Source organism: Corallococcus caeni, assembly GCF_036245865.1.
Lineage (GTDB): Bacteria > Myxococcota > Myxococcia > Myxococcales > Myxococcaceae > Corallococcus > Corallococcus caeni.
Genome location: NZ_BTTW01000014.1, coordinates 19,289 through 38,134, shown reverse-complemented (window position 1 = coordinate 38,134; position 18,846 = coordinate 19,289). Strand labels below are relative to the sequence as shown.

16 protein-coding genes are annotated in these 18,846 nt (G+C 70.7%); 7 read left to right on the top strand and 9 right to left on the bottom strand.

The features are described from left to right. Positions 1–81 precede the first annotated feature (81 nt). Together AABA78_RS37425 and AABA78_RS37420 are read left to right on the top strand one after the other, a co-directional pair. Complete coding sequence (locus tag AABA78_RS37425; protein WP_338270286.1) at positions 82–714, top strand: TetR/AcrR family transcriptional regulator; 633 nt, start codon at positions 82–84, stop codon at positions 712–714. Between the two features lie 181 nt (positions 715–895). Then, entirely contained in the window at positions 896–2,152 is a 1,257-nt protein-coding gene (locus AABA78_RS37420; RefSeq protein ID WP_338270284.1) for an Ig-like domain-containing protein, read from the top strand. Positions 2,153–2,212: 60 nt separating this feature from the next. On the opposite strand, the gene AABA78_RS37415 is transcribed toward AABA78_RS37420, so the two are convergent. The 3 genes from AABA78_RS37415 to AABA78_RS37405 are packed head-to-tail and all read right to left on the bottom strand — an operon-like array spanning position 2,213 to position 4,603. After that, positions 2,213–2,989, bottom strand: coding sequence for a zinc-dependent metalloprotease (locus AABA78_RS37415; RefSeq protein WP_338270282.1), 777 nt, complete (start codon positions 2,987–2,989; stop codon positions 2,213–2,215). 39 nt (positions 2,990–3,028) lie between these two features. Further along, positions 3,029–3,829 carry a trypsin-like serine peptidase gene (locus tag AABA78_RS37410; RefSeq protein WP_338270281.1) on the bottom strand — a complete coding sequence of 267 codons (801 nt, stop codon included), beginning with the start codon at positions 3,827–3,829 and terminating at the stop codon, positions 3,029–3,031. A 3-nt stretch (positions 3,830–3,832) separates the two neighbouring features. Beyond that, a complete protein-coding gene (locus AABA78_RS37405; protein ID WP_338270280.1) occupies positions 3,833–4,603 on the bottom strand; it encodes a zinc-dependent metalloprotease in 771 nt (256 codons plus the stop codon). A 374-nt stretch (positions 4,604–4,977) separates the two neighbouring features. Here AABA78_RS37405 and AABA78_RS37400 point away from each other — a divergent pair, with 374 nt between their 5' ends. Further along, on the top strand, positions 4,978–6,165 hold the full coding sequence (locus AABA78_RS37400) for a DUF6068 family protein (RefSeq protein ID WP_338270279.1): 1,188 nt from the start codon (positions 4,978–4,980) through the stop codon (positions 6,163–6,165). A gap of 23 nt (positions 6,166–6,188) precedes the next feature. Here AABA78_RS37400 and AABA78_RS37395 read toward each other — a convergent pair whose 3' ends face one another. Beyond that, on the bottom strand, positions 6,189–9,251 hold the full coding sequence (locus tag AABA78_RS37395) for a poly(A) polymerase (protein ID WP_338270277.1): 3,063 nt from the start codon (positions 9,249–9,251) through the stop codon (positions 6,189–6,191). A gap of 507 nt (positions 9,252–9,758) precedes the next feature. Between AABA78_RS37395 and AABA78_RS37390 the strand changes: the two genes are divergently transcribed. Next, positions 9,759–10,877 (top strand): hypothetical protein, encoded by a 1,119-nt coding sequence (locus AABA78_RS37390; RefSeq protein WP_338270275.1) that lies wholly within the window; start codon positions 9,759–9,761, stop codon positions 10,875–10,877. A 10-nt stretch (positions 10,878–10,887) separates the two neighbouring features. Here AABA78_RS37390 and AABA78_RS37385 read toward each other — a convergent pair whose 3' ends face one another. After that, on the bottom strand, positions 10,888–11,619 hold the full coding sequence (locus tag AABA78_RS37385; RefSeq protein WP_338270273.1) for an SIR2 family NAD-dependent protein deacylase: 732 nt from the start codon (positions 11,617–11,619) through the stop codon (positions 10,888–10,890). Positions 11,620–11,693: 74 nt separating this feature from the next. On the opposite strand from AABA78_RS37385, the gene msrC reads away from it, so the two are divergent. Continuing rightward, positions 11,694–12,188 carry a free L-methionine (R)-S-oxide reductase MsrC gene (gene msrC / locus AABA78_RS37380; RefSeq protein WP_338270272.1) on the top strand — a complete coding sequence of 165 codons (495 nt, stop codon included), beginning with the start codon at positions 11,694–11,696 and terminating at the stop codon, positions 12,186–12,188. A 10-nt stretch (positions 12,189–12,198) separates the two neighbouring features. Here msrC and AABA78_RS37375 read toward each other — a convergent pair whose 3' ends face one another. Beyond that, positions 12,199–13,116: a pseudouridine-5'-phosphate glycosidase gene (locus tag AABA78_RS37375; RefSeq protein ID WP_338270270.1), complete on the bottom strand. Its 918-nt coding sequence runs from the start codon at positions 13,114–13,116 to the stop codon at positions 12,199–12,201. A 247-nt stretch (positions 13,117–13,363) separates the two neighbouring features. Between AABA78_RS37375 and AABA78_RS37370 the strand changes: the two genes are divergently transcribed. Further along, positions 13,364–14,227: a DMT family transporter gene (locus AABA78_RS37370; protein WP_216622581.1), complete on the top strand. Its 864-nt coding sequence runs from the start codon at positions 13,364–13,366 to the stop codon at positions 14,225–14,227. Between the two features lie 4 nt (positions 14,228–14,231). Here the strand turns inward: AABA78_RS37370 and AABA78_RS37365 are convergent, their stop codons facing one another. The 3 genes from AABA78_RS37365 to AABA78_RS37355 all read right to left on the bottom strand — a co-directional run bounded on the left by AABA78_RS37365 (position 14,232) and on the right by AABA78_RS37355 (position 17,821). After that, positions 14,232–15,968, bottom strand: a complete 1,737-nt coding sequence (locus tag AABA78_RS37365) for an FHA domain-containing protein (RefSeq protein ID WP_338270268.1) — start codon at positions 15,966–15,968, stop codon at positions 14,232–14,234. Positions 15,969–16,034: 66 nt separating this feature from the next. Continuing rightward, entirely contained in the window at positions 16,035–17,210 is a 1,176-nt protein-coding gene (locus AABA78_RS37360) for a DUF2314 domain-containing protein (protein WP_338270266.1), read from the bottom strand. Continuing rightward, a complete protein-coding gene (locus AABA78_RS37355; RefSeq protein ID WP_171411806.1) occupies positions 17,207–17,821 on the bottom strand; it encodes a deoxynucleoside kinase in 615 nt (204 codons plus the stop codon). Before AABA78_RS37355 ends, AABA78_RS37360 begins: the two co-directional genes overlap by 4 nt. A gap of 211 nt (positions 17,822–18,032) precedes the next feature. Between AABA78_RS37355 and AABA78_RS37350 the strand changes: the two genes are divergently transcribed. Continuing rightward, entirely contained in the window at positions 18,033–18,833 is an 801-nt protein-coding gene (locus AABA78_RS37350) for a lysophospholipid acyltransferase family protein (RefSeq protein ID WP_253894821.1), read from the top strand. The last annotated feature ends 13 nt before the right edge of the window (positions 18,834–18,846 follow it).

Below are 18,846 nucleotides of genomic sequence, written 5' to 3'. Positions count from 1 at the left end.
GGGAGCGGCGAGTCTGTACCCCGCCACCCAAAGAAAGCAATCACGATTGCTTTTTTCTTCCCGCCGCAACAGTGTGGCTCCATGAGCGGCGCGGCGAGCGGAACGACACGGCAGGAGCAGGAGCGCAGCCGGGTGACGCGGCAGAAGCTGATGACGGCCGCCATCGAGGTGCTCGTGGAGAAGGGCTGGGCGGGGGCGACAATGGGCGCCATCGCCGAGCGCGCGGGGGTGTCGCGTGGCGCCTGCCAGCACCACTTCCCGACGCGCGCGGCCCTGGTCGCGGCCGCCGTGGAGCACGTCTTCCACCAGCAGGTCGAGGAGCTGGTGCGGCGCGCGAAGGGCCTGTCGGAGAGCCGGCGGCGCGTCGAGCCCCTCTTGAACCTGCTCCATGACGTCTACGCCGGACCGCTCTTCACGGCCGCGACGCACCTGTGGGTGGCGGCCGGGGCCGACGCGGAGCTGAAGGCCCTGCTGCTGCCGCTCGAAACGCACGTGGGCCGCGAGGTGCACCGGCTCACCGTGGACCTGCTGGGATTGGACGAGCGCGACCGCGACGTGCGCGACGCCGTGCGCGCGACGCTGGACCTCCTGCGCGGCCTGGCGCTCGCGAACCTGCTCCACGACGACACCACCCGGCGCCGCAAGGTGCTTGCCCATTGGGCCCGGACGCTCGAAGCGCAGCTCACGCCGAAGCGCGCAATGCAAGCCGACTGATCCGCTTGGGGCAACAAGCTTTCCAAGACGAATTCCCCTGAACCCGGGAAAGACTTTCTTGATATGTCTTTTGCCACGGGCGCCCCACCCCACGCGGGTGCCCGCCTGAGGGGAAATCCAAATGCGAATCGTTTCGAGAGGGACCCGCGGTCTCGTCGCCGCGCTCGTCGGTGCGGGCACCTTGGCTGTCGTTGGCTGTGGTGAGGTCGCGAGCACCCCGGACACCACCGTGTCCCAGGCCCGACAGGAGGACGCGGCGACCTTCGGCCAGCTGGTGGCGCGGCTGAGCGGCCCCGAGGCTCCCGAGGACTTCGTGCGGAGCTGGCTCACGAAGGAGTCCGGCCCCGAGTCGAGCCTCCAGAGCCCCGCCATGCGGGAGCGCGCAGCCCAGCTGCTCCGCGACTGGCCGGTGCGCGCCGACGGGAAGCTGGACCTGACGCGCCCTCCCCTGCGCCTGCGCGACCTGGCGCGGGGCAACGCGGGTGACGGCCCCTCCGCCTTCAACGCGCTCGAAGCGAACGGCCGGCCGCTGAAGCTCATCGTCACGGCGCAGGCGGACCGGCTCCTGCTGGAGGAGGATCCCGACACCCAGGCGCCCACCGTGGAGCTCACCGCGCCGGCCCCGGGCAGCTACGTGCGCTCCACCGTCGCCGTCACCGCGAACGCGACGGATGACGTGGGCGTCGCCCGCGTGGACTTCTTCGACGGCACCACGCCCATCGGCTCGGCCACGGCGGCGCCGTACAGCATCTCCTGGAACACGACGTCCCAGGCGTCGGGGGTGCACTCGCTGACGGCGCAGGCCTTCGATGCGGCCGGCAACAGCGGCACCTCCAGCGTGGTGAGCGTCACGGTGGACAACAATCCCCCGCTGATCGTCGGGAGCCAGCCCCAGAACCCGCCCATCATGCAGAACTACGTGCGCGGCACCGTCAACGCGTCGTGGACGGTGGCCCTGCAGGGCGGCGCGCCCGTGGCCCTGGCGCAGGTCTTCCAGAACGGGGGCGTGGTGTCGTCCAACCCCACCAGCAGCGGCAGCACCTACTACTACTCGTGGAACACCCTGGTCCTGGGCAACCGCTCGTACACCCTGGGCTTCCAGGCGACCGACGCCGCGGGCAACCCGTCCGTGGTCTACACGCGGACGTTCATCGTGGACAACGCGAAGCCGTCCCTCTCCGTCATCACCTCGCCTGCCAACGGCGCGGTGGTCAGCGGCGTCGTCACGCTGGCGGCCTCCGCGAGCGACAGCCAGGCCATGGCCTACGTCATCTTCGAGGTGGACGGCGTGTGGCTCACGCCCTTCGCGACCACCGCGCCGTACACGAAGACGTGGGACACCACGGGCCTGTCCGGCACGCACACCCTCGTCGCCATCGCCACGGACCGCGCGGGCAACGAGCGGCGCAGCAATCCCATCACCGTCACCGTGCCCTGAGCTGAAGCACCTGGCGGCCCGGAACGGCTTTCAGCGTCTCCGGGCCGCGCTCCGCCGGACTCAGCAGCGGTAGAGGTACGTCAGCGCGGTGATGTCCGTGCTGGTGAACTCACCGGTCGGGTTCGGCGGAAGACAGGCATTGAAGATCGACCCGTTCACGTAGGACGTGGCGGGCGTGCCGGGGATGAGGATGGCCCCCACGCCCGCCGTGCCTTCGCTGCCCCCGGTGCCGCAGCTGATGACCTGGGAGTAGTAGTCCGAGTGGCGCATGCCCAGCGTGTGCCCCAGCTCGTGGGTGACGATGTGCTCGACCGTGTCCAGCGGCGCGGTGTTCCACCCCGTGCCGATGGTGATGGTCCCGTAGGGACGGCCCCCCGAGGGGTAGCCCGAGCTGTAGACCGTGCCCGCCGCGGTCGTCGCGGTGATGTTCGCGCTGCAGCCGGTGGTGGGCCCCCGCACCATCGTGAAGCAGAGGCCCAGGGCGTTGTAGTTCTGGATGGCCAGGTCCAGGCCCTGGCTCAGCCGGCTGTTGCTGGTGAACGTGGACGTCGGGTTGATGCAGATCTTCGTCACGAGGGACGTGCTGACGACGTTGGTCGTCCGGTACTGCTCAGCGCTGTCCCCGCCGGACTGGAGCATCTCGCGAGAGGCCTCGACGCTCACCAGCGCGTCGCCCCCCACGTAGACCGCCTCTTCCGAGACCTGGATGTCGCCCGCCTGGAACCCCGCCTCCAGCAGGTTGGAGACGATCTCCTGGTGCTCCTGCTCCAGGTCGCCACCGCAGCCGGACAGCAACGCACCACAGCCCACCACGAGCACCGCCGCACTCTTGAACATGGTCGTCTCCCCTCGGGTCCTGTCGAGCGGAGTCCGGCCTCAGCGCTCGACGATGTCCGCGTCCACCAGGTAGGGCGACGCCGCGACAATCGCTTCCGTCGTCCAACCCCGGTTCGCGCCACGGCCGGCGTCGTCGCAATCACCGTCGGTGTGGATGCCCAGCAGGTGTCCCTGGCGGTTGAGCACGCCCGCGCCGGAGCTTCCGACCAGGGTGTCCAGGTCCACGTAGTAGAGCAGCGAGTTGCACGCATCCAGGTACTCGCCCTCGGCGATGACCTTGGGCTTGCCCCGGGGATGCTGGATGATCGCCAGGCGTTCGCTGGGGACGGCCGTCAGCAGCACCGGCGTCACCTTTGGAAGCACGTCGAGCTGGATGAGCGCGTAGTCGGGTTCGAGCGACTGCTCGATGACGGTGCCCTCGGTGATGAGCGGGTCGCCGTCGGACTGCTCCTCGAAGTTGAAGACAAGCAGCGGCCGGTCGCCGAGCGCGACGCAGTGCCCCGCCGTTACCACCACGGGCCCCGCGCTCGCTTCAATCAACGTTCCGGTGCAGCGCCCGTCAATCAGGACGACCGCGTCCTCGTTCGCCTGCGCGACGTCCGCGAACTCGCCCTGGTAGCTGTTGATGGGGGTGAAGTCGGCGGTCGGGCCACACTGCGTGAGGCCATGCACCTCCGACGGCTGGCGCACCCGCGACGCCGTGGGACTCTCACAGACTGCTGGATGGGAAGCCGCGGGCACCTTCTCCTTTCCACAGGCCATCAGGCCCAGGAGGAGGAAGGTGCCCGCGAGGATGCGACCCCTCGGACTCATGAAGGACTCAAGGGGTCGCACCGCCATGACTTAGTAGATGGCGTTCAGCGCCGTGATGTCGGAGCTGGTCCACTCGCCCGTCTCCGTGGAGCGGAAGCAGGAGTTCATGATGGAGCCGCCCACCGTCGCGGTGCTCGGCGTGCCGCTGATGAGGATGGCGCCCACGCCCGCGGTGCCCTCGTTGCTGGCGGCGCCGCCGCAGGAGATGGCGCGGTTGTAGTAGTCCGAGTGACGGAAGCCGATGGTGTGACCCAGCTCGTGCGTGATGACGTGCTCGTTCACGTCCACGCTGTAGGTGTTCAGGCTGGTGCCGATGTTGATGGTGTTGTAGGGCAGGCCGCCCGACGGGAAGCCCGCGGAGCCGCCGGCGCCGGAGGTCACCGTCGCGGTGATGTTCGCGCTGCAGCCCGTGGTGGGGCCACGCGCCATGGTGAAGCTCAGGGCGCGCTGGTTGTAGTTCTGGATGGCCAGGTCAAGGCCCTGGCTCAGGCGGGTGTAGCTGTTGAACGTGGACGTGGGGTTCACGCAGATCTTCGTCACGCTCGAGGAGACGAGGTTCGTCGTGCGGTACTGCTCCTGGGTCTCCTTGCCCGTCTGGAGCATCTCGCGGGACGCCGCCAGGCTCACGTGCGCGTCACGGCCCACGTACACCTGACCGTCCGCCTCCATGATGTCGTCCGCGGGGAAGCCGGCCTCGATCAGGTTGGCGACGATCTCCTGGTTCTCGCTCTCCAGGTCGGTACCGCAGCCAGACAGCAACGCACCACAGCTCGCCACGAGGACTGCCGCCTTCTTGAACATTCGTCGTTCCTCTGGTTCGGGGGAGATTCGCCGCCGCCTGACCTTCCCGTCAGCCGCGGACAGCTTGCCCCGCCACTGAGCAACTGCCGGGCCAACCATGCTCCAGAGGGAATAACTCGATTTTGTTGAATTTCATGGAGCGCCTGCACTCCAGCTTCCAAGAAACTGGGTGTAAACCGATATGACAGCTGGAAGCGCAAGTGGTTGCGATGACAGTCCTTTTGGCTCCCCGATGGGAGACCTCCTGTTTTCGGACAGGGGTGTCTTTCAATCAGTCACCTGCCCTGGGGTCTCATTTACCCCGTTAATCCAAGAAATCCTTGTAGGCCTCGCTAGAGCTGGGAGTGAATCCGCTCCCGGGATATCCCGTCCCCATGTCCATGCGCCCTTCCCTCCCCATCGCCGCGCTGTTGGGTGCGGCCCTGTCGTTCCTCCCCGGCTGCGAGAGCACGAAGTCGAGCGGCCCGTCCCCTTCCGACACGCGGTCGCAAGACACCGCGTCCGTGCAGTCCGCTGATGCCTGGGCGCGCGCACGCGTGGGAGACCGCGTCACCTACGGCTTCACCGCGACGCAAGGGCCTTCGCCCCGGGGCGGTGGCGGCACCGCGCGCACCCTCCAGGGGCAGCTGACGCTGGAGGTGGTGGCCGTGCAGCAGCCCTGGGTGTGGGTGCGCGTGGCCTTCAGCGACGCGTCCGGCAAGCCCCTCTCCCAGGCGCGACTGGCGCAGGACCTGCTCCTCCCCGTGCGCGCGGACACGACGCGCCCGCTCGAAGTCCCTCACGGGGGCAAGGCCTCCGCCGAGGTCGCGTCCAGCGCGGGCCGCAGCTGGGAGGCCGTCCGCTACGTCAGCGACCAGCGCCCCGTGGACGGCCCGCTGCGCACGCACGTGTACGCCAACACGCCGGGCCCGTTGTACCTCACCCGTGGCCTGATTGAAGCGGGCATGGAGGCGTCAGGCTTCGGCGCACAGGGCGGCTTCCAGATGACGCTGCGCGAGGTGCGTGAGGGTTCAGCGGAGGCCAGCGCCCCCGCGCCCGCGTTGGAGCGGCCCCTGGGTCCGGGCGCGTACTACGAGCGGTTCGTGGACGTGGCGGGCACCACGCCCGGAGTCCAGCGCGTGTGCTTCAGCGCCGAGCGTGGCTACCTGCTGCGCACCGAGGGCCCCGTCGAGGCCAACGCCGCCCCGTGCTCGGACTTCTCCCAGGCCGAGCCGGAGCCCCTGGAGGAGCTGCTGATGGGCCTGCCGTGGGAGGTGCTGTCCGCGGGGGACTGGCCGCCCGCCGCCGCCCTGTCCGGCACCCGTGGCACGTTCAGCGCGGAGGGCCGCGACGTGCCTGCCCTCATCACGCGGAGCAGTGAGGACGTCGAGGGCACCCAGCGCGTCTTCTCCGAGACCTACGCAGCCGAGCCGTGGGCGCCGGGACTCGCGGGCCTGCCCTACGAGGCGCGCTTCCAGCCGCTCGCCAGCAGCACGGAGCGCGTCGTGACGGGCGGCAAGAACGCTCCGGAGGGTGGCGCGCGGATCGTGCGCTGGGGTTCGTGGCTCCCGGGAGCGAAGTGACGCGGGCGTCTGGGTGACAGGCTTTACGGAGCCGGCGCATCGCTCCGTGAGCTGTCATTGCCTCGCACGAGTTCGACCTGGAGCACCGCGCCGGCCGGGCGGTGCTCCCATTCCTGGAAGGACACGCGGAACGCCTCCACGGCCGCGAACAACGGCCCCTGGGGCTGCCAGGACAAGGCAGCCACGTCCCGGGCCTCGCGCACCTCCAGCCCGATGAGCAGGGAGCCTGAGGCGTGCGCGGGCAGGAACGGACGCACGGAGAGACGCCGGTCCCCTTCCAGCCGATACACCAGGGCCGTGACGTGTCCGAGGACCCAACCCGCGACGCGCTCCCGGTCCTCGGACGTGGCGGCTTCGACGGACAGGCGCAGCGCGGCCGGTGGGGCCTCGTTGACGTCGAGGGGTTGGAAGAGCGCTGCCCATGCGGAGGGAGTGCGTGCGGCGCGGGCGTTGGCCACGAGTTCGCGGGCGCGAAGCAGTTCCTCCCGGAGGACGCGGAACGTGGAGCGCGACACGTTGCGCGCGGTGTTTCGCGCGGGGAGCGCGGGAGCGATGACGGGCAGGAGGTCGCGCTTGCCGTCGGGCCGGTAGCGCGCCGTCTCGGGTGTGAGCGCCACGGGCTGGGGCCACGGCCAGGAGGCGAAGGTGCTGAAGAAGTGCGTGAGCAGCGACGCGTCGGAGCGCATCGCGTCCGGGGTCGCGCGGGTGCAGGCCCAGGCCGCGAGCAGCGTCCACGACAAGCCGCCGAGGTAGCCCAGCGCGTGCGAGTAGATGCCCCGCGCCCGCGCCCAGGCCTTCACCGCGCGCAGCAGGGTCCGAAACCGCTCGGACCGTGCACTGTCACGGGCAAGGGCGTCCATCAGACCCAACGTGTCCGCCAGTCCCAGCACGGCGCGCAGGCCCGCGGAGTCGAGCCGGTCGCCATGCAGCGCGAGCAGCGTCAGGGGGTCTTCCGCGGGTACGCCCTCCGGACTGCTCGCATAGGCCAGGTCGAAGCTCACGCCTCCCAGGGACAGCTTCACCAGCGGGATGGCGGCGTCCGCCACGTAGCGAGCCGTGCCGGGTACCAGCGCCTGGAGGAGCGCTCGAGCGAAGTCCTCGCGGGGCAGGCTCGCCGGGCCGATGGCGACCGCGTCCACGTCGCTGCCCGCGCCATCCGTGCCCAGGAGATACGAGCCATAGGGATGCAGCGTGGCGCCGATCCGTTCGCAGTGCTGGCGAAGTGTGCCCACCGCCGCGGTCCTGGCTGCGTGTCCGGCTTGGGACTCGCCAGCGTCGAGGGAGCCCAGTGCTTCGCGCAATGGAGCGTCTTCGTGCTCCGGCGTCGCGCTCCGTGCCTGTCCAAGGGGAATGCGCCGGATGACCTCGAAGGGGGTGTCGCCCTTCCTGCGGATGAGACAGAGCTCGCCCGCGCGGAACTTCAGGGTCCGCCAGCTTCGCTGCCACTCCGCGAGCGTGCGGGCGATGTCCGTGTCCGAGGAGAGCGGGAGTTGGCCCACGGAGAGGTGGGGCGTGAAGCCGCCATGGGTGGAGGTGGCGCATTCGGGCAGGGCCGCCACGAGCCTCGCGTGCAGGGCCGCCAGCGCGCCGGAGGGTTGCGCCTCGGGACGAAGCCACGCCGTCGCGTTGGCGCGGTGTTCGAAGTGGCTGAACTCCGAGAGCGTCACCTCGAAGGGTTCGACGCCCTGGAGGGCATCCACGAGGAGCGCCTCCGCCGTCTCGAAGTCTTCCTCCGGGACGAACGGATACAGCAGCGTGACGTGAGGCATCCACCGCTGGAACTTCGCGTCGTGCTTCTTGCGCAGTGCCTGGATGGGTCCCCAGACGTCCTCCGGGGGAATGAGCACCAGGGCGGTGTGGTGGACAAGGGCCGTGGAGTTCCGCGGCGTGAGCGCAACCGCTTCCCGGTGGAGGACGCAGCGCAGTCCGAAGTGATCCGACACGAAGAGGGCCTGCCCGGTGGGCGCGGGAGGGCCCGCCAGGGGCGCTTCGCCGAAGAGGTCCACGGCCGCCGGAGCGAACCGGCCCGAAGGAGACGCCACGAGCACCCGGTCCAACCGCTGGAGTCGCCCCGAGACAGTGGTGAGCGCCGCCAGCGTGTTCAGCCGGGGGTTGAACGTCTCCCCTGCTTCCGAAGGCCGCAGCGCGGACCACGCATCCACGAAGCCCGCACGCGTGAACGACTCCGCTTCCGGCGCCCCGTCACCGAAGTTGAAGTCACCGGCCAGCACCAAGTCCGGATTCTCCTTGTCACCCGTGGCACCGAGAGCACGGGCCCATTCGAGAAGGGCCTCGACCTGCACGGCGCGCGCGGAGGCGCCGGAGGGATCCCGGTTGCTCGTCAGGTGCGGAGTGGCCACCCACAGCGGGCCCTCGGCGAGGCGCAGCTCGGCGGTGATGATGCGCTTGTCCCGGGTGAAGACGCGCTGCCACACGGAGGCGAACGGCACGCGAGACAAGAGCACCTGGCCATAGCGCTCCACGGTGCGCGCGCCGGGACCGTCGGACAGCCAGTAGTGCTCGCGCACCCATGGTTGCGCGAGCAGGGCCCGAAGGAAGGACGGGGTGACTTCCTGGAGCGCGATGACGTCCGCGTCCGTTTCACGGAGCAGCGTGAGCGCCGCCGGGGTCCTGCGCTCGGTCGCCAGCAACTCCGCGTCGTACAGGTCGAAGAGGACGTTGAAGGTGGCGACGGTGAGCGAAACCGGATGGGGAACCGCGTGGCCCGGCTCAGGCGAACGCTCCGTCCACGAACCCGAGCGCGCGTCGAACCGCCATGCGGGCAGCGGCGTGAAACCCGGCACCGCGAGGAGCGGAGCCGGAGCGGGCTCCTCCTCCTCAGGCCGGGCATTGCTCAGCAGGTCGATGCGCTCCTTGCGGTCCCACACCACCAGGGGGCCGCGCTTGAAGTACCAGACGCGGTGCCACGGGATCTCGCCATCGGGGACGAACGCCTCGAAGGGCATCTCCTCCATCGCGCCACGGTGCGCGTCGTAGCCGACGGCGAACTCGCGGGCGTCAAGCCGGGGATCCCACCGGATGCGGTGATACACCTCGCGGCTGGTCGTGAAGCGTTCCTGTGACATGGCGAGGCTCGTGGCGAAGGGGACTGGAAGGCACGCCAACACGGGCCGCGCACGCGCCGCGTTGACGCAAGGGATTGAAGCCACCTGACGTGAAACACGCTGGCCCGGGTCTTGCCATGAAGCCCCCGTGGAGGAAGACACGGAATGGGTATTCGCGCAGGCGTGGTGGGGACGGGGTTGGTGGTCATGTCTTTGTTGTCGGCGGGTTGCAACGACGGGTCGCCGACAGTTGATCCGCAGGACGACCCTGTCGTCGATCCATCCGACGGAAACGAAGTTCCCACGCTCCCCCCGCCGGGTTCCATTCCGGACGCAGGCACGCTCCCTCCTGGCGAAGATGGGGGGACACCCGATGCGGGCGGAACCCCCGACGCGGGGACGACGCCGGATCCGGATGCCGGCACCGGCGAAACACCCGACGCGGGCCCGTGGCCCACGGACGCGGTGCTCGACTACACGCGCTCGTATGGCGTCGGCAAACCCCAGAGCGTCGGCGTCGATGAGGGATTGAACGTCTGGCTCCTCGACGGCCGCCGCATCGGCGTGCTTCGCCCGGGCGACACCGCGCCCACGTGGACCACCGGCGTCGGCCAGGCGCGCGAGCCGTTCGGTCCGGAGGCGCTCGCGATGAGCTCCTCGGTCATCTGCGGCGGAGAGGCCGGACGCGCCTACGTCGGTTACACCGCCAACGAGATGAAGCGCGCCGAGGGCATCGAGCAACGCACGTACATCCCCTGGAGGGGCGAGGCGGGCTACTCGCCCGAGCGCTTCGCCGAGTACCAGAAGGGAGACCTCGACGCCGTCCGCGTCCAACCCGACGGCAGCGTCACGCTCGAGGAGCACCTGTGGCGCACCACCGGCGCGTCGAACAAGGACCGTCAGGCGGGCATCCACAACACCAATGACTTCCACTACGAGGAGGACCGCTCCGTCCTCAACTGCGCCCGCGTGACGCGCGGCCGCGACCGCGGCGACCTCTACATCACCACCAACCACGGCGTGACGCGCGTCCAGGGGCTCACCTACAACAGCCACCGCCACCCGGGCTGGTACCTCTTCGAGGACGGCTCGGAATGGGGCTCGCTGCAGTGTCCCTACATGCATGGCCTGGGCATCGCGCCCAACGGTGACGTCCTCGTCGCCAACGAACAGATGCTCGGCGTGCTCGTGCCCAGCCCGAAGCTGGAGGAGTGGGACCGCGAGCTCACCTGGGAAGGCCCCACGCCCTGGAAGTTCAAGAGCTACAACGACGCGCTCAACGGGCAGACCACCGACGACTACTGGCGCGCCTTCGAGCAGGTCAGCTCCGGCCGCTACTACCTGGGCAGCGCGGAGTACGGCGTCTGGGCGCTGACGCCGAAGTCCCGCTCGGCGGGCAACTGGTCGAAGCTCGCGGGCCTGCCCACCAACCGCATCCTCTCGCTCAAGGCGACGGACGACGGCGCGCTCTACATCGGCACCAGCGGCGCGGGCCTCTGGCGGCTGGAGGCCGACGGCACCACGCTGGCCCAGGTGCGGGAGGTGTCCGGCCAGCGCGTCCTGCAGCTCGTCTACGAGCCCAGCGTGAAGCCGAGCATGCTGCTGGTCCTCACCGACCAGGGGCTCACCGTCCTCCGGGGGCCGTGAGCCCGGGGCCTCAGGCCAGCTTCGCCAGGGTGGGCAGCACCTGCCCGCTCTGGCCCTGGACGAAGTGGTGGAAGCGCTCCGTGTTCGCGGCGGACTCGTAGTTCACGAGCCACGTGTCCCCGCGCACGGAGCGCACCTCGTCCACGATGCCCGCCGCCGGCCACACCGCGCCGGACGTCCCCGCGGCCAGGAACACCAGCCGCGTGCCGTCCTGGCGCGAGATGAACTCGCCGATGCGCGCCAGGTCCTTGGGGTCCAGCATCTCCCCGAACCAGACGATGTCCGGCCGCAGCCGGCCCCCGCAGCTGTCGCACTTCGGCACGGTGCCCGATGGGTGCACGGTGGCGTCGGCGAAGGGCTCGCGCGCGCAGTCCGCGCACTTCGTGCGGAAGAGGTTGCCGTGCATGTCCACCACGCGCTGGCTGCCTGCCTTCGTGTGCAGGCCATCCACGTTCTGGGTGGCCAGGAGGAAGCGGTCCCCCAGGTGCTGCTCCCAGCGCACCAGCGCGTCGTGGCCCGGGTTGGGCTTCACGTCCGCCGCACCGGCCCGGCGCTGCGAATAGAAGCGCCAGACGAGCGCGGGGTTCGCCTCGAAGCCCTGGGGGGACGCCACGGCCTCGACGGGGTGGTTCTCCCACAGCCCGTTCATGCCCCGGAAGGTGGGCACCCCGCTCTCCGCGGAGACTCCAGCACCGGTGAGCACGAGCAGACGGGTTCGCGAATCCAGGACGAGCGGTTCCACACGACCTCCTTGTGCCAGCGGGCACGAGGGTTGTTAGAAGGGGCGGGACGGACTTCCTGACAGAGGACCCCATCATGGCCGAAGTCACCCTGGATCTGCGCGGTCAGCCCAAGACCGAGGCATACGCCGAGCTGAAGACGCACGCCCTCGCCATCCTCGAAGGCGTGGATGACGACATCTGCGCGATGGCGACGATGAGCTGCCTGCTGCACCACGCCTTCGGCCACCTGTGGACGGGCTTCTACCGGGTGGTGACGCCCGGGAAGCTGCTGCGCGTGGGCCCCTATCAGGGGACGCTCGGGTGCCTGGAGATCACCTTCGGCAAGGGCGTGTGCGGCACGTCCGCGGCGAAGGGGGAGACGGTGGTGGTGGCGGACGTGCACGCCTTCCCGGGCCACATCACCTGCGACGGGCGCTCCGCGTCGGAGATCGTCGTGCCCGTGTTCGGGCGCAACCGCGAGCTGCTCGCGGTGCTCGACATCGACTCCGAGCACAAGAACACCTTCGACGACGTGGACCGCGCGGCGCTGGAGGACCTGATGTCCTGGTTCCAGCACCGCGCGGCCTGAGCGCCGGAGCTCAGCGCTTCGCGAGGCGGGCGTAGGCCACGGCCAGCGCCCCCGCGAAGCGCGCGTTGTTCTCCAGCAGCGCCAGGTTCGTCTTGAGGCTCTTGCCGCCGGTGCGCTTCGCCATCTCGCCCAGGAGGAACGGCGTCACGGCCTTGCCGCGCACGCCCTGACGGTCCGCGTCCGCCAGCGCCGACGCGATGTGCAGCTCCACGTCGTTGCGGCCCAGCGCGGCCTCCGCCGGAGGCGGCACGGTGTAGAGCACCCCTCCCTGCCCCAGCATGTCGAAGCGCGCGTGGGCGATGCGCGCGGCGGACTCCGCGTCGTCCGCGCGGTGCTCCAGGGAGAGGCCAGACTCGCGGCTGTAGAAGGACGGCAGCTCGTTCGTGCCCACGCCGATGACGGGCACGCCCGCCGTCTCCAGCAGCTCCATGGTCTTGGGCAGGTCCAGCACGGACTTGGCGCCCGCGCACACCACGGCGACGGGGTAGCGGGACAGCGCCGCGATGTCCTGGGAGATGTCCCAGTGCTCGGAGGCGCCCCGGTGCACACCGCCGATGCCGCCGGTGGAGAAGACTCGGATGCCCGCCGCCGCGGCCAACTCGCACGTGGCGCTCACGGTGGTGCCGCCGCTGGCGCGGGTGGCCATCGCCACGGCCAGGTCGCGCGAGCCCAGCTTGAGGAGCTTCTCCTTCCCTTCGGCCAGCCGGCGCAGCGCAGCGTCCTCCAGGCCAATCCACACCTCGCCGTCCACGATGGCGATGGGCGCGGGCACGGCGCCGGCGCGGCGGATGGCCTCCTCGCACGCACGAGCGGCGGCCAGGTTGTCGGGATACGGCAGGCCCTGCGCGACGACGCTCGTCTCCAGCGCCACCAGCGGCTGCCCGGAGTCCTTCGCGCGCCGCACCTCGTCCGAATAGCGGAAGTCCATGGGCGAGCATTTACGCCATGGGCGGGGCGGACGGACAAGCACGGGCATGGGGAAACGTCGGCGTGACGTCGCCCGGGCGGAGCACCGCGCGTGCGGGTCACCCGCCGTGGAAGCGGCACGGGCTGCCTGTTCGTTGCAGCTCCGTCGGTTGCATCCGGACTCGCGGCGCCCTATGCCCCGCCGCGTGAGTACCTCGTCGCCCGCGGTCGCAGCGCCTGCCCGTCTCCTCTCCGCCTCCGACGTCGCGATGCTCGCCGTCGTGGTCGTCTGGGGGACGAACTACACCCTCGTGAAGGACGCGCTGGAGGGCATGCCGCCCCGGGCCTTCATGTCGCTGCGCTTCGGGCTCGCGGCGCTCGCGATGGGGCTGGTGTTGTTCGCGGTGGAAGGCCACAAGCCGATGCCGTGGAAGACGTTCCTGCGGCTCACAGCGCTGGGGTTCGTCGGCAACACGCTTTATCAGCTGTTCTTCATCGAGGGCCTCGCGCGGACCACCGCGGCCAACAGCGGGATGCTCACGGCGGTCAGCCCCGTGGTGACGGCGGCGCTGGGCGCGGTGCTCGGCATCGAGCGGCTGCGGCGCCCGGTCGTCGCGGGCCTGTCCCTCGCGGTCGTGGGAATGCTGCTCGTGGTCGGAGCGCGGGGCCCGAACCTGGGCGCGGCGACGTGGACGGGCGACGCGCTGATTGTGTGCAGTTCGCTGTGCTGGGCCATCTACACGGTGGGCACGCGCGCGGTGGGCACGGGCGTGTCCGCGCTGCGCGTCACCGCCATCACCATGCTCACGGGAGCCCCGGGCGTGGTGCTGGCCGGAGCCTCCCAGGTCATCGCGCTGGACACGTCGCGCGTGAGCGCCGCGGGCTGGATCGCCCTCGTGTATTCGGCGCTGGTGCCGCTGGTGCTCGCGTACTTCGTGTGGTTCCGCAGCGTGCAGCAGGTGGGCACCAACCGCACGACGCTCTACGGCACCGGCATCCCCGTCGTCGCCGCCCTCACCGCCTGGGCGATTCGCGGCGAGCGCCCCACCCTGTTCCAGATACTCGGCGCGGCGCTCATCCTCACGGGCGTTCTCATCAGCCGCCGCAAGGACACCGCCGTCACGAAGGCCTGACGGCTCAGCCGCGAGTCCCGCGCTCCAGCGTCAGCCCGTACTCCTCCATCTTCCGGTCGAGCGTGGGCCGGCTGATGCCCAGCAGCTCCGCCGCGCGGACCTTCTTCCAGCCGGACTCGCGCAGCGCCTCCGCGATGGCGTCGCGCTCCAGGCGGGCCACCTGCTCCTGCAACGTGCGAGGCGCCTGCCCCACCGCGCCCTCGCGCACCTCCGGAGGCAGCTGCGGGATGCCCACGTGGCCCGCCGCGTACACGCGCCCCAGCCGCTCCGCCACCAGCTCCAGTTCGCGCACGTTCTGCGGCCACGGATACTCCGCCAGCAGGCGCCGGGCCTCCGGTCCCAGCACCGGCGCCTCCCGCCCTCCCTGCCGGGCGCCGCGCAGCGCGAAGTGCTCCAGCAGCACCGGCACGTCGCCCCGCCGCTCCCGAAGCGGCGGCACCTCCAGCTCGAAGCCCGCCAGCCCCCGGGCCAGCGCCGCGTCGAACTCTCCCCGGGACGCGAGCCGCGACACCGGCGAGGCACTGGTGGCGACGATGCGCACGTCCACGGGCTCCTCGCCGCCCTGCCGTGCCGGAGCGGCGCGCCGGGCCAGCATCCGCGCCAGCCGCTCCGCCGCCGGACGGGGAAGCGCCTCCACGTGGCGCAGGAGCAGCGTGCCCGCGTCCGCCCGCAGCACCGCGGACGTCACCGGAGGCTGGCCGGGCGCGCCCGCACGGCCAAAGAGCGCCACCTCCACCGCCTCCAGGGACTGCCGGCACTCCACCGTCACCCACGGCCCCAGCGCGCGCGGAGATTTGCCATGGAGGAAGTGCGCCAGCAGCGCCTTGCCCGTGCCCGGCTCGCCGTACAGCACCACCGGGGCGGCGCTGCCCGCCGCGCGCCGCGCCTCCTCCACCACGCCCCGGAACGCCCGCGAGGTCCCCAGCGGCGTCACCCAGGGCAGCTCCGCCGCCTCCGCCTCGGCGCGCGAGCGCACCGCCGTATAGGCCTCGCCGCCCAGCCGTCCCAGCGACGCGAGCAGCTGCCCCTCGCCCTCCGTGAACGGCGACTCCTCGCGCTCCACGTACAGCACGCCAAAGGGCATCCCGCCCGAAGCCACCAGCGGCGAGCACAGCGCCGTGTCCGTCCGCCCCAGCTCCTTGCGCTCCAGCGCCGCCTGCACCAGCGCGCGAGGCACCTCCACGGACGCCGCGCCGGACACCGCCGCCGTGCGGAGCCCCTCCGGCCCGCTCAACAGCGCCGCCGCGCGGTCCGCGTTGAGCGCGTGCGCCGTCTCCTCGGACAGCCGCCGCAGCACCATCGCCTCGCTGGTGGCGCCCAGGAGCGCCGTCCCCGCCGAGTACATCGCCGCGGCCGCGCCCACGTGCGGCAGCACCTCCTCGATGGGCACGTGCTGCGGCTCCGAGGCGGGCGCGCCGGAGGGCTCGTCGACGATGGACACCGGCGGCGGTTCGTACACCGCGATGGTGGCGCCCACGCGCATCCGGTCACCCGGCCGCAGCACCGCCTCTTCCTGGAGCGCCAGCCGCTGCCCGTTGAGCAGCGTGCCGTTGGTGGAGCCCAGGTCGCGCAGCCGCACCTGCCCCGCGACGGTGTCCAGGAACAGCTGCGCGTGGCGCCGCGACACCTGGTCGTCTTCCAGCGGGATGTCGCAGGAGGGACTGCGGCCGAGGGTCAGCTGGGAGACGACCTCGTACCGGCGCCCCGCGGACGGGCCCGTGAGCAGCAGGAGTGCCGGCATTCGGGCGCGGAGCCTAGCAGCGCCCCTCGGGGCGCCGGCAAGACGCGTCGGGTTGGACGCGCGGCGCTACATCGGGCGTTCGGCGGTCAGGAGACTGCGCAGCTCGGACTCGTTGAGCGCGCGGCCCTCCCGGGCAATGGCCAGGGCGTTGATCTGCTTCTCCTCCACCTCCACGTGCGCCCCCTTGCGCCACTCCGTGGTGTGCACCGCGCCGTCCACCAGCCGGCCCACGACGGAGCCCTCGTCCCGGGCCACCGCCTCCAGCCACAGGTTCTCCACCACCACCTCGCCCTCCGGGTGCGTCTCGAAGGGGGCCCGCACCAGGAACGTCAGGGGCTCCATCAACCCCTTGCGCTGGAAGCGCGCCAGGAACGCGGGCAGCAGCGCCTGCGCCTCCTCGTGCATGGCCTGGGTCTGCTCGGCCGGCTCCTTGGCGAAGCGCTCCCGGTACGTGGCCAGCAGCTCCGCCGTGTTGTGCCGACCCAGCGGCGACACCACCGTGAGGAACAGCCCCTCGTGGCCCTCGAAGGCGTCCAGCGGCACGCCCAGCAGGTTCGCTCGGGCCTCCTCGGAGGGCACCAGGGTGAAGCTCTGCCCCTCGCTGGTGGACACCTCCGCGCGCAAGGCCGGCCCCTGCGCGAACGCCAGGTCCGTGCACAGCTCGTGGAGGAAGCTCTCCGCGGCCAGCAGGTCGCCCTCGCCCAGGTGGAAGATCTCCACGTCGCGCGCGCCGAACTTCTCCATCCCGTGCGAGTGCACCCACAGCGGCGTGTCACCCTCCGCCAGTTCGATGGCGTGCAGGTGCACGTGGTCGCGGATGTCGAAGTCCAGCTCCGTGATCTCGACGACGTCCTCGGGCTCGTGCAGCTTGAACGCTGTCATGTCCACGAGCACGCCCGGCGCCTGCTCCATCAGCGTGCGCACGGTCCACAGCGCCTCGAAGACGGGCAGCGTGGGCTGCGCGCCGCCCGGCTCCAGCAGGAACGCGTAGCAGGCCTGCGCCTTCTCCACGCGCGCGAAGGCCTCCGGGCTGCCGCTGAACAGCTCCTGGCTGACGCGCGGCCGGCCGTCGCTCAGGGGCTTGAGCACCACCTTCACCTCCGACCCGTCCGCCCGCACGGTGAAGCCCCAGTCGCCCTCGTGCGGGACGAACTCCACCTCGTCCGTGGAGAACGCCGCGCGCAGCGACTCCAGGGACGGCGGCACGGGCTGCTCGGTGGCCAGGACGTAGACCTCCTTCACAGGTGCTTCTCGATTTGCCGGAAGAGGTCCACGCGGTCCACCAGGTTGGTGAGGTAGTCCAGCTTGTCCGTCCCCAGCACCAGCACCGGCGACAGCGAGTAGCCCCCGAACCACTCCTCGTAGAGGGCGTTGAGGCGCTTGAGGTACGCGGTCGGGATGTCCTTCTCCATGGCGCGCCCGCGCAGGCGGATGCGCTCCTTCAGGGTGACCACCGGGCAGCGCAGGTAGATCATCAGGTCGGGCGGCCGGAGCGACTGGGAGATGGTCTGGTACAACTCCCAGTACGTGGACCAGTCGCGCTTGTCGATGAGCCGCTGGCGGTGGAGGTTCTTGGCGAAGATTTCCGCGTCCTCGTAGAGCGTCCGGTCCTGGAGCACGGTGCCTGGCGTACGCTCCAGTTCCCGGTGCAGGCGGAACTTGTGCGTGAGGAAGAAGAGCTGCGAGCGGAACGCCCACGTCTTCATGTCCTTGTAGAAATCCGCGAGGTACGGGTTCTGGTCATTGGGCTCGAAGGACGGCGTGAGGCCGTACTTCCGGCACAGGAAGGACGTGAGCTCCGTCTTTCCGGCCCCGATATTGCCCGCGATGGCGATGAACTTTTTCCTGGCCACGCCACCCTTGCTTGTAACCCCAGCGAGCAGCATTCACCAGAAACAATGGCGAGGGGAGCCATGGTAGATAAAGTGCATGCCCCCGCCCCGTTGCGCACGCCCAGGAGCCCGTGCCGGCGCCCCCGCCGAGCCGCCTGGCTGCCCGACCGGTGAGCGGCACCCCCGGGGCCCGTCCGGCGCTCAAGCCACCCGGTAGGAGAAAAGGCGACGCATGCTGCGCAAGCTGTGGTGCATCCTGGTGGTCACGGTGTGGTCCGCGGTCTGCTTTCCCCTCGCATGCCTCGCGATGCTCGTGACGCTCAACCCGTCGCGCTCGGTCGGGGTCGCCCGGAGGCTCTGGTCGCCCGTGCTCCTGTGGGCGGGGGGCGCGAAGCTGGAGGTGATTGGCGGGGAGAACGTGGACCCGAAGCGGCCCACCATCTACGTGGGCAACCACCTGTCCACGCTCGACATCCCGGCTCACTTCCTCGCCGTGCCGGTGGACTTCCGTTTCGTCGCCAAGTCGCAGCTGCGCTGGGTGCCCTTCATCGGCTGGTACCTCTGGATCGCGGGGCACATCTTCATCGACCGCGGCGACCGCTCGTCGGCCATCGCGTCGCTGGACAAGGCTGCCCGGCAGATCCGCGCGGGCACCAGCATCTTCCTGTACCCGGAGGGCACCCGCTCCGAGGACGGCAGCATCCTGCCCTTCAAGAAGGGCCCCTTCGCGCTCGCGCTCAAGGCCCGCGTGCCCATCTGTCCCGTCACCATCGAGGGCACCGACAACGTGATGCCCAAGAACTCGTGGAACATCACCCCGGGCCCGGTGCGCGTGAAGATTGGCCGCCCCATCGACACCACCGGCTTCGCGGACAACGACCGCGAGGGTCTGGCCCGCGCCGTGCGCGCGCAGATCATCGCGGACAGCCTCTCCCTGGGCGGCAAGGGCGGTGACCCGGACACGGCCGTCGCCGCGCCCAACCGCGAGGGCGTCGCCCAGCGCGCCTCTTCCGCCACCTCCAAGGCCTCCTGAGCTCCCCGTGCCC